Source organism: Enterobacter sp. V87_3 (genome assembly GCF_029967835.1).
GTDB classification, from domain to species: Bacteria; Pseudomonadota; Gammaproteobacteria; order Enterobacterales; family Enterobacteriaceae; genus Enterobacter; species Enterobacter cancerogenus.
This window is the reverse complement of the sequence record NZ_JASCAM010000031.1, coordinates 25501-40787: the sequence shown is the minus strand read 5'-3', so window position 1 is coordinate 40787 and position 15287 is coordinate 25501. Positions and strand designations below refer to the sequence as shown.

Genomic DNA, 15287 nt, shown 5'->3' with positions numbered 1-15287 from the left:
TGGCAATTGATGCATTTCTAATGGTCACATAAAAGTATGTTAAAACAATTTTTATTATAAACTATAGTTGAGGGTAAAGTAATGCATAAATTATACCTTAGTGTTTGCTCATTATTACGAGAGTATTTTTTGACTTAGGTTGTAATTTTATTGTTAGATAACTATATATAATTTGAGTTTGAAACTACCACTTCAAAAAATAAACTTAGCTCCACGGATAAGATTCCAATAATGACGTGACCAGAGCTAAAACGGAATTTCTGATACTATATATCAATATTGACTAATTGTTTACTTTTACAATCGAAGAGCAGAAAAAGCAAGGCAACTCAGAGAAGCGGAGCTTCGTAGAGTTAGCTCTTGCTTTCAGAATTATAATAATAAATCTGCAAAATGTTGATCGCTTGGAGTTATTTTTTTATCTTCGATATTTCGTTTTAATTCCGATATTTTCTTTTTGTCTTCAACTCCATGTAGAGGGTTAAGTTTCAGCATTGCTACATTTTTCTCATAATTAAACCTCAAAAATGCTTCAGATGTAGTTGTGATTGTTGGGTTTTTTTCAATCATATCAAAAACTGAATTAATACAGCTTCTTAAATAATGCTCAAGGTTTAGACACAAAATATCTAATACTGGATATGAGAGAGCGTTATGGACAATGCCATTCCTGACTCTGTATAGTCTATTAATATGATGACGAACTTTAAGTTCATGTTTTACTAAACTATTGTATAATAAATCACAGCTTGATATTGAGGTGATGAATTTATTCAATCTGAATTTTAAATAAATGTGATCGTTTAACGCATTCATAATATTCTGAATGACTATTGGGTTTTTTAATGAATAAAATAGTTCTTTATTATTCAATTCATATATGTTTCTTTCTTCATTACCATCATTTATGTTAAGTATTCCTGCGGCTCGTAATGCTTTTTTAAACATGGATAATTTTTTTACGATGTAATTCACGCCGATGTTGGGAATTACTACATGCAATACATGAGCATCATGTGTTAATTTTTTTTCAGATGCTCCGAGCGTTAATGCTTCAAGAGCTGACCAGAAGCTAACAAATTTACTTTCCATTGATAATGAAGAAACACCGTTTTGATATTGGCGAAAAGAAGAAAGTAGTTTCAACCTCAGTTTCTGAAAATTACCATCCCTTAATAATCTATCAATTACTTCTGAGTAAGCGGTGAAAATATCGAAATTGAACTTATCCTCATCATTGCTGACTATATCTCGGAATGTTAACTTATTTGTTAATGTTCCTTCATCACTTCTTATTATGAATACCTGGGATAGTGAGATATGTGCTTTTTCAATTATATATGAATAGCAATCAATTATTTCGCGTGCTCTATGATCTGCTTTCTTTTTAGCAGCATACGCCGATAAGGTATTAACCTTTGTTCTAAATATTATTGTGCTGTTTTCGTTTTTATCTGGGAATATTTCACTAAAATTAACTGTTATTTTATCATGTGGTTGGTTATTGATTAAGCTATATAGTTTCTTTGAGGTTATTTTTAACTCAATGTTATAATCTCTTTTTTGAGACGTTACCGCTTCTCTAAACCATTTAAGACGATTTTTAAAATCTTTTTCTTCAATATCATTAGTTAATGTGTTTTTGTATATACTATGAAATTCTGCTAAAGGCATTCCTTCAGTCATTAAAAGACTCATAAGGGAATTAGTAAGTCGATAAAGTTTTTCATCTTGACCAGGTAATAAAGTTGGGTGGTTTAATAAAAAATCTATTATTTCATCAGTGCAAATAGTTCTGTAATTTGTTTCTAGCTTATAAATGAGTTCTTTTGAAAGGCTAATTATCAGGTTTTTATTGGAATCAAGCTTATTAATTTTTGCCGCGTCATCAAGCGAAACGTCATTTATAATGTCTAATAGAAGTGTTGTTATTTTTAGATTCGTTTCATTAAATGCAGGGTTTGTTAAGTTTTGATCATTTTCGAATATTGATAATAATTCCGAAACAAGATGCAATCTTTTGGTAGGGGCACTATATTTATCCCCTAATGAATACAGTTCTAAGAGTTCGTTTAATCCATTTAGAGGGTTTAAGTAATTGACCCTCTCACTATCTAAAGTTTCGGATAGGCATAAGTTATACCATGTACCTAAAAAGAATTTCTGAGTTTCGTTGTAACTCTCTGGCGTTATTAACTTATCAATTTTCATAGTTGTCTTGACTTTTTATATGATTTGAGTTAGCATAACACTATATTAGAAATTTTGATCAATGATGTCCACTAAATCGTTGATGAAACTGAAAAGAAAGGTCATGTTTATCGGCTGATGAAGTTATCGGATAAACCGCTGACCACCATAGTAGAAGAAAAAGGAAGCCACTTATGGCTTCCTTTTTTTTGCCGATACCGCTGCTTCCAGCGGTGGTATACCAAAGTTATATCAAGAATTTCTATTCTAAAATTATCGTTCTCTTCAGAAGTCGTTCTTGCTATAGGCCGTATACTGTGGTCTACAGACTCAACTACGAACCCCATTCGTTTGCCATTTGTTTATGCATATGGCTAAGAGGTGCTTTGATGCAGGGGAAAACACACTCAATGAATAATCGAGTCTCCATACGGGCGGATGCCTTAGCAAAAAAGTATCTAAACAGCAAGCCAGAAAAATAATTACATTATATTTCAATTGGTTAGATTGAATTGTAGTGTGCTTCTGCATCATGTGAGTGCGTGATTCGATTAATTTCAAGTTGAACTGAATCTCAGAATTTTGACATACTCAGTAACATGTTTTGAAAAATGTTATATCATTAATCTATAAGAAAAATCCCTAAATGGAATAAGTTTCTTTCCGTTATTATTTATTTTGGAAGGTAATGGCGATGTGGGAAAAGATATTACAAAAACATCTTTATTCTGAATGGGTTATTCGAAACACCCTATACTGGATGACTCCTGTAAGTCCATGGAAACTTGAAGAAAATACATCCTCGTGGATTATCTTCTTTGAGATAGGTGGTCCTGAATGTGAGTTTGAATTCGGAAGGCTGTTAAACGATTTTAGCCTCCGTGAGAAACTTCACCATCAAACTGGTCAATTGCGTGATGCCATTATCAGCAAGGTTCTCCGAAGCATAGATGACAGGCTTGCATAATGAAACACATGCCTTTTAACTTCGACAGGATGCCTGACGGCCGGGTATTCATTAGTAACCTCGCTGGCTTTCATCATTTTTTATGTGAGCAGGAATTTCTCGATCTGGTAAACGGTCATATCAGTCAAGAACAGTCCTCATCGCTTGAAAGCAAGCTTTTCATTTGCGGAGATGAATCTTCCTCCGTTATCCCTTATGCACTAAGTTCGGCTTTTGCCAAACGACTCATGAATGAACTGGCTGTCAGGCCAATCTTCATGATTGTACCAACTCTTCGTTGCGATCATACTTGCAAATATTGCCAGGTCAGCAGGGCATCGGTAACCGCTGATGGTTATGATCTCAACCCGAAACTGATACCGCAAATTGTCAGCACCATAAAGAAACTAGGCACACCTCCCTACAAGGTAGAAGTACAGGGTGGTGAACCACTTCTCAGGTTCGATCTTGTTCAGTCAATCTATCACGAGTGTGAGATTTCATTGGGTAGTGATGCTTTCGAAATGGTGATTGCTACAAGTCTGTCATTACTCGATGAAAGCATCCTCTCATGGGTTAAAGAGCGGAATATCACCTTCTCGGTCTCGCTTGATGGGAATGAAGCTGTCCATAACAAGAATCGCATCCTTACTGACTTTCAAGCTCATAACAAAGCAGTAACTGGTATTCGGAAAATCACAGAAGAACTTGGCGCAAACCGGGTAGCTACGGTTACCACAGTTACTAAGGAGCTGACTAAAGAGCCAGCTTCCATAGTAGATGCTCATTTGTCTCTGGGTCTTACAGACATGTTTATCAGGCCTGTTAGTCCTTATGGGTTTGCTCAGAAGCAGAGCTTCACTTTTTCAATGCCAGAGTATTTTGCTTTTTATAAAGAGTTGATGCAGGAAGTGTTGATTCAGAATGAAAAGGGAATACCTGTCATTGAGCACTCGGCTGCTATTCATCTCAAGCGAATTTTCAATCCAGGCTTCAGTGGTTATGCAGATCTAAAATCGCCAAGCGGAGTTGTGCTGAACTGCATCCTGTTCAATTATGACGGTAAAGTCTACGGTAGTGATGAAAGTCGTATGCTTCAGAAAGTAAACCCGGAAGCAGATTTCAGTGCAGGAGAGTTTGCCTCACTCTCATTCAGTAGCAACGAATACTACCGTTCCGCTCTCTCATCTTCATTTAACTTCGCCATGCCAGGTTGTGACACCTGTGCATACCAGCCTTTCTGTGGAGCAGATCCTTGCCAGAACATTAGTGTTCATGGCGAACCTGTTGGTGACAAGAGTCGTTCTACTTTCTGCCAGTATCACAAAGGCATGTTCCGCTTCCTTCTGAATGAAATCTCTCAGGATGGACCGATGGCAAAGATGCTTAAAGGGTGGGCTTATGTCTGAGGTGCTGAGAAACGACATTTTCAGATTTACGGCAGATCTGCCAGTTCAGCAAGGTTTCTATCGCTTGTGCAAATCTAAGCCCGAAAATCCTCAATTCTATCTGCCAAATTTACTGGTCAGTGAAACTCAACTTGATTCCAGACTTCCTGCATATTTTGCAGACTTCGTTGTGAGCACTGATCTTTTCAATTCCATAGAAGATGGTGATATAGGGATTGTTAACAATGGCAACATGATTAGGGTAATTTTGTCACGGAGAGCAAACCATAACACTGTTCTGGTAACTGAAAGGTGCAACAACCGTTGCCTTTTTTGTTCTCAGCCTCCTAAGACAGGAAACGATGATAGGCTTCTTAACCAGTCAGCACTTGCCATCGCCTCTTTCTCCCTGAATGGTGTAGTAGGAGTGAGTGGGGGAGAACCTCTACTGTATGGCGAAGATTTCTTGCAATTTCTGGACTTCATAATCGAAAACTCACCTGAGACAGCTTTGCATGTTTTGACCAATGGACGAAAGTTTGCAGATGTCAGTTTTACTCAACAGATGAAAGAGCGAAGCGAAAAGCTCAAAATAACTTTCGGTATTCCGCTTTATTCTTCAAGGTCGTCAGTTCATGACTATCTGGTTGGAAGCGAAGGGGCATTTGATGAGACAGTTATGGGGCTTATCAATGCCGGTAACTCAGGGATCAACATTGAGTTAAGAATCATTCCGACACTGGCTAACTATATGGAACTGGACAAAATCATAGAGTTCGCTGGTCGCGTGTTTTCCAATATCAACCAGATTTCTCTTATGGGGTTAGAATCTATCGGCTGGGCACGTAAAAACTGGTCATCAATCTTCATTGAGCATGATAGCTATAGTGAGAAAATTCTCTCTGCCATAGGAACAGCACAAAGGTCAGGCATCACCCTAACAATCTTCAATTACCCATTGTGCCATCTTCCTGAAAGAGCTTGGGGATTTGCTACTCAGTCAATTTCTGACTGGAAAAATTACTACCCCAAAGAATGTGATGAATGTACTCAGAAGTCTTCCTGTGCTGGTTATTTCAGTTCATCAAAAGGCCGTTTTCATCAACCACCGAGACCAATTTTATGAAAAAATTTAATTTCGCTGCTCTGCTTCCGGGATTTTTAGCACTCAATAATTCTGTATGGGCAAGTGATTCCTCCACTGGTGCAAGTGATTTGCCCGGTATGACTCTTAATGAGCATGATTTAGTTATAGCTCCACTTAACACGGAAGTACCTTTCTACATTGCAGGGCATCGTAGTCATAGCTCCCATCGAAGCCATAGTTCTCATAGATCTTCGTCTGGTGGTGGGTACTATGGTGGAAGCACTCCTTATTATCCTAAAACATACAGTTCACCAAGCTCATCAGGCTCATCCACTTCAGGTACAAATTCGCCATCGTCTTCTTCATCTGTTCGTTCGCTTCGCTCTAATGGCACCGATGCCTCTACGACCACAAACTCTGCTGGAATGAATGGAACTACTCGTGCAAGTAGTGGGCTGGCTTCTGATACTGAAAAGCGTAAGCGTTTGATCATGCGAGTGCAGTTCGCATTACTGGATAAAGGGTTTTATAACGGCAATATAGACGGAAGTATGGGGCCTGCGACACGAACTGCTATCAAAAATTACAGAGTTGCATATGGGCTTCCTACTCCAGTAAGAGAAACATTAGATGCTCAGTTATTGAACTCTTTGAATATACTGGCTCGTTAAAATATTAGGTGAAATAGAATGAAGATAAAACTCTCTATTTATAAAACAAAAAGGTTTAGCGATGATATTGATCAGGTTTTGAATTTGGAAAGGGTCAAAAGACCTGTTGAATTCGAGATGGAGGATGCACGAGCATATCTATATGTAAAGGAGTACATGGACCCAAAACCTCCTGAATGGACCACCTTTTTTATGGGCCAAAATCCTGGCATAGAACCTGATTTCTTCGGTATGAATAGTAGCACAGGAGCAGTATTAGTTATTGAAGCTAACAATTCCAGATATCTTATTCCCTTTGGAACCGGTCATCACTTAATCAATGATGGCAGCATTGTCAAAGGATTTGGGCTTAAAACAACTCTTAATAGTATAGAACATAAAAAAATTCGCAGTTTAGATAAAGGCAGTCACAACGAAACGAACCTGTTAACTCGCAGTCAGAGCAGTAAAGAAGTCGATATATACAACCTAAAAATAGATTCTGAGATGGATATTCTCACAACTCTCACAGGCACTTCGACAGAAGATATTTTAGGAAGTAAAATTACTGGCAAAGATGCTTTTGTGATCATGCCGGATATTGAATTGAAGGCTATTCCAGCACTGTTGACCAAAATAGACTCTATTTACTTATTACCTCTTCCTGAAGAATTCGAATGGGTTAACAATATCAAGGAGGCTGATGAACAAGAAGTTGAGATATTGGATTCGCTTTTGATTGATCGGATAAAGGAAAAAGACTTCAATGATTTATGGCTTGGAGAGCCAGAAATAGTAGACTGGGAAAATCAAATAGGCTATTGCTTTGATAAGAGACAAAGATTCATTCATGAAACCTTATCAATATACCATGTTTGTGATTATTTTGATGGTAAGAAAACTGAAGTAACTGTTGATGAACTCAAAAAAAATTACCTGCATGTTTTGAATGCCGATTTTGAATCGATAAAAAAATGGTCTTTATATAGGTGCCTCTATGCCGAGATAAAAGAAGGTGATCAGAACTATATTCTTCGAGACTCTATATGGTATGTTGCAGATAGGAATTTTGTATCGACTATTGATGATGAAATGAAAAAAATAATTCATTATGAGGAGTCGGATAAATTCCCTGTATATTCATATAAACGAGAGGAGGATTATAATAAAAAACTTTGCCAAGATGATAATTCCTTTACACACATGGATCAGAAATTCATTCATCATGGTGGTGGTAAAAGTAAGATTGAATTTTGTGATCTTATCAGAGGTCAATCAGATTTTATCCATGTAAAATATTATACTGGTTCGCAAAGTATGAGCCATCTTTTTTCACAAGGATTTATAGGTTCTGAACTTTTTATAAGTGACTCTGAATTTCGAGGCAAACTTAATGAGAAACTACCTGCTCATATAAAATTAGCCGATCATATAAATAGACCAGATGCTAAAAAATATAAACTAGTTTTCGCCATAGCTTCTAATAAAAATCTTCCCGAAGATTTACCTTTGTTTTCTAAAGTAAACTTGAAAAATTTCCACAAGAGTATTACCAATTTTGGGTATGAGGTCAGGATCTGCAAAATTGCTGTGGACCCAGATATTTATAAAAAGAAGCTATGTAAACCACAAAAGAACAAGCTTTAAATAAATATTTCAATGCCAGAGACGTTTGCCAGTTCATGCAGAAAATCGCTTTTGTAAGTTACAGCCCATGTATCTTGGTTTAGAACAAAGTGGTGTCAAAAAAGGTTTATGTCTTGGTGGATAAGGGGCTGGGAGATTTAACCCCTTATAGAGTTGTTATGCCGCAATAGCTTTAAATTTTTGAGCAATGACATAATCACTCCACCACTGCATGAGAATCACTCGTTCTGCCAGATATTCCGGGCGATTGTAAGCTGCAATTATTTCATCTTTCTTCGAGTGGGCAAGGGCCGCTTCTAAGACACCAGTCCTGAACTTACCAGATTCGTCTGTCGCCGTTCTCACAATAGATCTCATTCTGTTAACCATAAGTTCACCTCCTTAAACCGTTCGAATGATTACGGCTTATACTGCCTACTTATGCTAATATCTAAGAGAAGCCATTATGATTGTGTAAGTATACTTCATGGTTTATTTCTGATATATAAAATCATACCTATGACTGGCTGTTTTCAGCAAGAGTCTTATCATCTAAAGAATTAATTTTCGAAATTCTTTTTAACTCATTAAGATAATCAACCTCGTTTTCCAAGAACCAATGAAGAACTTTAGAGTTATCCAGTAATTTATTAATATATGACTGGATTATCACGAATTTCAACATATCTGAACCATACTCGGTTTGAAGTTTTTTTGTTTCTTCCGAAGTTGTTGCCATTTCCTGTTCCAGACGAAGTATGGTTTTTTTTATGTCCTTTTTATAGGGAGTGTTTTTCCCTTTATTTACTATCATTGATGCCGGTGTAGCATCCAAGATGCTCATTGCAAATTTTTTACTATAATTATCAAAATTAATCATTGTACCGACTGCTTCAATTTGACGAATTGGCTTCATTTTCCTCAAAACATCAAATGTAGCCTTAGGTATAGGTTTATCAGAAAGTTTCGCAATTACACTTGGATCTATACCGTTCATCACATTAGCTTTATCTTTTATAGCATCAATAGATATTCCCAAAGCAGCACTAAGTTTTTCAATTGAAACTTTTGCCAAGGACTTGATTATCATTCTATGTTCTTCAACTACATTTATATGATTGACTTGTTTGTTAGGAGTGAACGCATCATCTATGCTCGAAAGTATACATGGAGCTTTTTCTATGCCTAAATCTTTTAAAGCCTCAACCCTCAAATGGCCATCGAGTATCTTAATGGCATCTTTATCTTTGTCATAGAACACTATTATTGGTTCAATAATACCTAAGCTTTCAATTGAGGTAACTATTTGATGATATTTATGACTTAGCTTTACATTTTCTAACAATTCCTTTGAGGGAATTAGCTTGTTAGTTTCTAAATAAATAAAATTGTCGCCAAAACGTATCTGAATCATTTTGATGCCTCTTTGTTTATTGGATTGAGGATCTGAGATGGCAGTTCTGATAGATTCTCTTGTTCAAGTATATTTTGAAAGCTTTTATTCATCATTATGATGTTAAAAATCTCATTTACTATCAGCAAATTAGTTTTTATAAATTTAGAGTTGTTATAAACAGATTTATGTTCAGCGATACTATTTTCATAAAGCTCAATTAACTCCTCAGCAGTCATTCTTTTTGATGGTTTGTGATAATAAAACCCGGCTGCTTTTGCACCTTTATTCCCAATTGTTCGCTGATTTAGAATGTGTTTTATCTTTATAATGTCCCGGCTTTTAATTAATTTTTTATCATATGCTTCGGTAAGAATATCTTGTGCTTCTTCAGTTTCACATCTTGCAAATTGCACTGCAAGATACAGAGGCAAATTCCCCCGTTCGACTGCAGAGAGAAGTTTATGCTCTCCCTTATCAAGAAGCATATTTATACTGCTCACCCAGTTCGATGAATACCCAGTAATCTCACTTATTTCGGAGTCTGAAAGTCCTCTGATTTTCATATCTTTTATTACCTATAACAACTCATTGGAACGTGGTCTCCTCCTTGCAATGTTTTCAACTAAACTCATAACGTAAGCATCTTCTTCTGATACATCTCTTATAATTGCTGGAATAATGGTTTCACCTAATGCAACGAGAGCCTCTATTCTCCCTTGACCACAAATTAAGGCATATTTGTAATCGTCTTCATCAATCGCTCTCACGCTTATAGGCTTGCTTAATCCTCTTTTTTTTATGCTTTCCTTAATTTCTTCATGCACTACCTTATTTCTAGTTCGTGGGTTAAGGAATTTTATTTTTGCAATCTCAATTTGAATTATTGGGAATTCAGTTGTTTCAGGCAGCATATAGTTCCCTCACTTTCATGCGAGTAATAATTTGTAGAAGTTTATCCAGATTATCAAATCTATAGAGATCTAATCGAATGTTGTTTGTTTCCGTCATGCACATTTTACTATATTCGTTTTCTATCTTTGGTATGATATAAAAATCAAGAGGCGAAATATTTTGTGAATCCATTCGTATAACAATTGTTATGTCTGCTTTCTGTGATTTATCAAACCGGACCTTCCATCTAAGTTTACCTGATTTCATATGTATGCATTTAGTAATAAGGACGGAAATTAAAAGCTCATCATTGATGTAAAGCATTGGGGCATATTTATATTCGTCTATATAGCAGTTACTTTTTAAAATCCTCCCCTTAAAATCCTCAATTATACCTGAGTAAAATGATCTTAGTGCTTCATTTATTTGGAGATAGCTGTAATCATGTTCTGGCTTATAACCAATCAAAGTATATGCTCTTAAAAGACCACCAAATCGGGTTCTGTAAACAGAAGATGAAGGGCCTGTATCATCTTCATCAATGATAAATCCTGATAGTTTTCCATTAGATTCCAATTTTTGTTTTAGCTTTTCTAAAAGCTCTTCATTAGTCAAATGTATGGATCGGAGCTGAATTATATCTTGAGCTTTATCATATTTTTTCTTTGAAATAATGGGTTTATATGCTTTGTCACATCTAACCCATTCATGTTTGGGGTTTTTTACAAGTCTACTTTTTAGTTTAGATGAGGTTTTGTTATATATGTTGTTTCCAATATATTTTTCATTTGTCAAGATTTGATGTATTTTTGCACGAGTCCATAATGTTCCATTTTCTGCAGGTATATTCTGTTCATTTAATCTCTCAGCAATAATGAATTCTGGTACGTTATAATCTATAAAGAGATCATAGATTCTATTTACAATTTTTATCTCATTTTTGGGGCCCGGAATTAATATTACTCTATCTGTTTGAATACTCTTTCTTTTGCGGAAACTCAATATTTCTTTAGCTATGCCATTTTCATCTACCAAAAGACGTCTCAGCCCATAACCAGCCATGCCGCCTTGATGATAACCAAGCTTTATTAAATTTACTTGTCCTATAAATACCTTTTCTGATAAATTCCTGCTGTGATATGCAGCACTAGATCTTTTTATATTCAGTATTACAGAAGACTCTAAAGGGAAATCTTTAGTGGGTATAGGTTCAGAACAGTATATAAGGTCTACTCCGTTTCTCTCAAATAGAAAGGAATAATATGCAGCTTCATCACTGTTTTGAAAACGACCAAAACGGCTCACATCATAAAATAATACAGCCTGTATATCTATTTTCTTTTGTTCTACATCACTAAGTAACTGCTGCAAAGAATGCCTGCCTACGATACTGACTCCGCTCTTACCTGCATCATCGTAGGTATAAGCGATTTCCATATTGTTCTTTTCAGCATAATCTTTGATGTATTCGGACTGATTATGTAAAGAATATTGCTGATGGTCGGTAGACATCCTCAAGTACTGTGCGACTCTAACTTTATGATTTTTATCATTTTCGCTAGCCATGCACGAAACCTCATGGATGATTCAATACAATGTAGAGGATAAAGTTGATCAATTTTTAATCAAATTCAACTCTTTTATCATCGATTAGCGCGAATTTGGTAAATCTTCGAGGTGTATGATAATCGAGAGGAGATGTGAATTATTTAGCTGATATGACCGACAGCTTTCGTTATGTGGACTCAAGGTCCCCATTTGTAAATGGCTATGCTTAGTCCACATAGGTTAATGGTGTGATTATTAATTCTTTAACTAAATCAAGATAGTTAACCCATCATGGGAGAGTTATGCGGCAATAACTTTGCATTTTTGAGACGAAACATAGTCACTCCACCATTGCATGAGATCCACCCGTTCAGTGAGATACTCTGCACGATTGTAGGCTGCAATTATTTCATCTTTCTTCGAGTGGGCAAGGGCGGCTTCTAAGACATCAGTCCTGAACTTGCCAGACTCCTCAGCAGCCGTTCTAGCAATGGATCGCATACCGTGAGCTACAAGCTCACCTCCGAAGCCCATACGGATTATGGCCGCATTGGCTGTTTGTTCATGCATGTGATTGAGTGGAGCTTTGATACTGGGGAAAACCCACTCTCTACGCCCGCTGATGGCTTTCATTGAATCCAAGACTCGCAAAGCTTCTTTACTTAGTGGAACTTTATGAAGCTTCTTCATTTTCATGAACTCCGCCGGGATGTTCCACATTGAGTTGTCAGTATCTATATCGGCCCATCTGGTGCGAACAGCCTCACCAGGACGAACCCAAGTTAGTAACTGCCATTCAATCAGCAATCGTGTCTCCATACGGACTGAGGCGTTGTTTAACACTGTAAGGAAGCGGGGGAGTTCGGTTGGGGGCAGGGCTGGCATGTTCTGTTTCTTCGGCTTACTAAATCTCTGGGCAAGATTGTCAGCCGGATTGAATTCTATGAGTTCTTCTGTTGCTGCATAGCGGAAAATTTCATTCAGGCGGGATATGATGCGGCGAAGTGTTTCAAGGACACCTCGTTTTTCTATGGGGTCTAAATGCTGTTTAAGCATTTTAGGGCGAATCTCCTTAATGGGGGTATCACCCAACGTTGGAAAGATATTTCTTTCTAGGCTTCGCCAGATGTCGTTAGCATGATCCTGGGAGATGCCTGACGTTTTGACTTTCTCATCAAGCCATTTCTTGGCTACTGCTTGAAATGTATGTTCCGTTGCATCTTTTAGGGCATTGGCTTTCTGGGTGTTATGAACTTGTGGGTCTATACCATTTGCAAGCAACGACAAGTATTCATCACGTAAAGCTCGTGCCTTAGCAAGTGTAAGATGAGGATAGGTTCCTAAGCTCACCTTAGTTCGCTTTTTGGTCACAGGCACTGCATATCTGAAATACCAATTTTTCTTCCCTCCCTTCGCCAGGGGAGCGATTCGCAGGAGCAAACCATCGCCGTCAAAAAGGTTAACCTCTTTCTCGGCAGGTTTGGTGCTTTTGATTTCAGTGTCAGTGAGCTTCTTAGCGATTTTTGCCATTTTGGGACCCTCGGTTTTTGGACCCTTCGTTGTGGGTCCCATTCAGGGTGCCATAAGTGATAGTTCTCAGCAATTCTCACTAGACTACAATAGACGTAAAAAAGCCCGCAAGACTGGTTCCATGCGGGCTTAGTAGACTTCATTGTACTTCAAACAACTAAAAATTGGTGGAGCTGGCGGGAGTTGAACCCGCGTCCGAAATTTCTACATCCTCGGTACTACATGCTTAGTTTGTCTTTACATTCGCACGCCAGCTGCGGACAGACACGCCACTAACGAACTAGCCTGATTAGTTTTAGCACTTCAACCCCAGGCAGGGCATCCGCGCGATCTCTTTTGGGTTTGACCTCTCTTGATCCCCGTCTTAAGAGCGGAAGCTAGGGAGAGAGGGCTCTTAGCAGGTTATTAAGCTGCTAAAGCGTAGTTTTCGTCGTTTGCGACTATTTTTTTGCGGCTTTTTACGAGGCAAACCGCCCCTCGGCATGCACCTTGGGTTTCGCAAATCCCGTCGAATCCAGAATCAGCCCCAATAGTGTTAGGCACAGTATACCAGACTTCTCGTTCAGGTTACCAGCCCGGAAAGCTAACTTATTGAATTGTACAATAAGCGCTCGAAATCAACGTCCTGCGTTTTTCATGATACGTGCTTTATCCAGCTGCCATTCGCGCTCTTTCAGGTCAGTACGTTTATCATGCTGTTTCTTACCTTTCGCGACGCCAATTTTCACTTTGCACCAGGCATTTTTCCAGTACATAGAGAGCGCCACCACGGTGAAGCCTTCACGGTTGATACGTCCGTACAGGGACTCCAGCTCGCGCTTGTTCAGCAGCAGCTTACGGGTACGCGTAGGGTCACATACGTAGTGTGAAGAGGCGACCGTGAGCGGCGTGAAGTTTGCGCCGAACAGGAAGGCCTCGCCGTCTTTAAGGATCACGTAGCTATCGCCAATGTTCGCTTTACCCGCGCGCAGCGATTTTACTTCCCAGCCCTGCAGCGCAAGGCCAGCTTCGAATTCTTCTTCGATGAAATACTCGTGGCGAGCACGCTTGTTCTGCGCAATGGTCGCCGAGCCTGGTTTATGTGCTTTTTTCTTCGTCATAAGTGTCGTAAAGCCGTCGGTAATCTGATTTCAAAAAGTCACCTCATTGCGTCCCGTGAGGTCTAACGCGCTATATTAGCACGAGATAAGGCTTAGCGTTTTTTTAACAGGTGATAAATGCTATTATTTGTCCGTTGTGTGACCATGGAAAATGCTATGCCTCAGATTAGCCGTACTGCGCTTGTTCCTTACAGCGCGGAACAAATGTATCAGTTAGTGAACGACGTGAAGTCTTACCCGCAGTTTATCCCGGGGTGCACCGGCAGTCGGGTGCTGGAATCCGGTCCTACCCAGATGACGGCGGCAGTGGATGTGTCCAAAGCGGGGATTAGCAAGACGTTCACCACGCGCAATACGTTGACCAATAATCAGAGTATTTTGATGCATCTGGTGGACGGTCCCTTCAAGTCCCTGATGGGGGGCTGGAAGTTTACGCCCCTGAGCGCGGATGCCTGTCGCATTGAGTTCCATCTGGACTTTGAATTTACCAATAAGCTGATCGAACTGGCGTTTGGCCGTATCTTCAAAGAACTGGCCTCAAATATGGTTCAGGCGTTCACCACCCGCGCCAAAGAGGTTTACAGTGTCGCTTAAGATTGCTGTGGAAGTGGTGTATGCGCTGCCAGAGAAGCAATATTTACAGCGCGTAACGCTGGAAGAGGGCGCGACGGTGGAAGACGCCATCCGTGCTTCGGGGTTGCTTGAACTTCGCAGTGATATCGATCTGGCGAAGAATAAGGTGGGTATTTATAGCCGTCCGGTGAAACTGGCTGATGTGCTGAAGGATGGCGATAGGGTTGAGATTTATCGCCCGCTCATTGCCGACCCGAAAGAACTGCGACGTCAACGTGCGGAAAAATCCGGCAAGTAATTATCCCAACAGCCTTGTTCTCTCCCCAGGCGGGTGAGGTGATAAATACAAAAAAGGTGCTCAT

General features: G+C 38.8%; 12 protein-coding genes, 1 other RNA gene and 2 pseudogenes. 7 read left to right on the top strand and 8 right to left on the bottom strand.

Annotated features, from left to right (window positions below):
* Nucleotides 1-372: 372 nt before the first annotated feature.
* Complete coding sequence (locus QLG21_RS19355) at nt 373-2211, bottom strand: hypothetical protein (protein WP_282485018.1); 1839 nt, start codon at nt 2209-2211, stop codon at nt 373-375.
* Nucleotides 2212-2884: 673 nt separating this feature from the next.
* Here QLG21_RS19355 and hxsD point away from each other — a divergent pair.
* Genes hxsD through QLG21_RS19330 form a run of 5 tightly spaced genes read left to right on the top strand, consistent with a single transcriptional unit; the run spans nt 2885 to nt 7908 of the window.
* On the top strand, nt 2885-3157 hold the full coding sequence (hxsD, locus tag QLG21_RS19350; protein WP_136784042.1) for a His-Xaa-Ser system protein HxsD: 273 nt from the start codon (nt 2885-2887) through the stop codon (nt 3155-3157).
* The gene (gene hxsB / locus QLG21_RS19345) at nt 3157-4545 is read left to right on the top strand and encodes a His-Xaa-Ser system radical SAM maturase HxsB (RefSeq protein WP_282485017.1); all 1389 of its coding nucleotides are present in this window, start codon (nt 3157-3159) and stop codon (nt 4543-4545) included. Before hxsD ends, hxsB begins: the two co-directional genes overlap by 1 nt.
* Nucleotides 4538-5650, top strand: a complete 1113-nt coding sequence (gene hxsC / locus QLG21_RS19340) for a His-Xaa-Ser system radical SAM maturase HxsC (RefSeq protein WP_282485016.1) — start codon at nt 4538-4540, stop codon at nt 5648-5650. Before hxsB ends, hxsC begins: the two co-directional genes overlap by 8 nt.
* Nucleotides 5647-6282 carry a His-Xaa-Ser repeat protein HxsA gene (gene hxsA / locus QLG21_RS19335; RefSeq protein WP_282485015.1) on the top strand — a complete coding sequence of 212 codons (636 nt, stop codon included), beginning with the start codon at nt 5647-5649 and terminating at the stop codon, nt 6280-6282. The genes hxsC and hxsA overlap by 4 nt, the downstream gene beginning before the upstream one ends.
* An 18-nt stretch (nt 6283-6300) precedes the next feature.
* Nucleotides 6301-7908, top strand: coding sequence for a TIGR04141 family sporadically distributed protein (locus tag QLG21_RS19330; protein ID WP_000694699.1), 1608 nt, complete (start codon nt 6301-6303; stop codon nt 7906-7908).
* 156 nt (nt 7909-8064) lie between these two features.
* On the opposite strand, the pseudogene QLG21_RS19325 reads toward QLG21_RS19330, so the two are convergent.
* The 7 genes and pseudogenes from QLG21_RS19325 to smpB form a co-directional block, all read right to left on the bottom strand.
* Nucleotides 8065-8313 (bottom strand): annotated as a pseudogene (locus QLG21_RS19325) (integrase); the annotation flags it as partial.
* 91 nt (nt 8314-8404) lie between these two features.
* Complete coding sequence (locus QLG21_RS19320) at nt 8405-9301, bottom strand: plasmid partitioning protein RepB C-terminal domain-containing protein (protein WP_282485014.1); 897 nt, start codon at nt 9299-9301, stop codon at nt 8405-8407.
* A pseudogene (locus tag QLG21_RS22155) lies at nt 9298-10194 on the bottom strand (ParB/RepB/Spo0J family partition protein). The gene QLG21_RS19320 and the pseudogene QLG21_RS22155 overlap by 4 nt, the downstream one beginning before the upstream one ends.
* The gene (locus QLG21_RS19305; protein ID WP_282485011.1) at nt 10184-11740 is read right to left on the bottom strand and encodes a recombinase family protein; all 1557 of its coding nucleotides are present in this window, start codon (nt 11738-11740) and stop codon (nt 10184-10186) included. Before QLG21_RS19305 ends, QLG21_RS22155 begins: the two are co-directional and overlap by 11 nt.
* Nucleotides 11741-12022: 282 nt before the next feature.
* Nucleotides 12023-13252: an integrase domain-containing protein gene (locus QLG21_RS19300; protein WP_282485010.1), complete on the bottom strand. Its 1230-nt coding sequence runs from the start codon at nt 13250-13252 to the stop codon at nt 12023-12025.
* Nucleotides 13253-13417: 165 nt separating this feature from the next.
* Nucleotides 13418-13780: a transfer-messenger RNA gene (gene ssrA, locus QLG21_RS19295) on the bottom strand.
* A gap of 89 nt (nt 13781-13869) precedes the next feature.
* Complete coding sequence (gene smpB / locus QLG21_RS19290; RefSeq protein ID WP_006178063.1) at nt 13870-14352, bottom strand: SsrA-binding protein SmpB; 483 nt, start codon at nt 14350-14352, stop codon at nt 13870-13872.
* Between the two features lie 156 nt (nt 14353-14508).
* On the opposite strand from smpB, the gene QLG21_RS19285 reads away from it, so the two are divergent.
* Together QLG21_RS19285 and QLG21_RS19280 are read left to right on the top strand one after the other, a co-directional pair.
* Nucleotides 14509-14946, top strand: coding sequence for a type II toxin-antitoxin system RatA family toxin (locus QLG21_RS19285; RefSeq protein WP_199559838.1), 438 nt, complete (start codon nt 14509-14511; stop codon nt 14944-14946).
* Nucleotides 14936-15223: an RnfH family protein gene (locus QLG21_RS19280; protein ID WP_058608440.1), complete on the top strand. Its 288-nt coding sequence runs from the start codon at nt 14936-14938 to the stop codon at nt 15221-15223. Before QLG21_RS19285 ends, QLG21_RS19280 begins: the two co-directional genes overlap by 11 nt.
* The last annotated feature ends 64 nt before the right edge of the window (nt 15224-15287 follow it).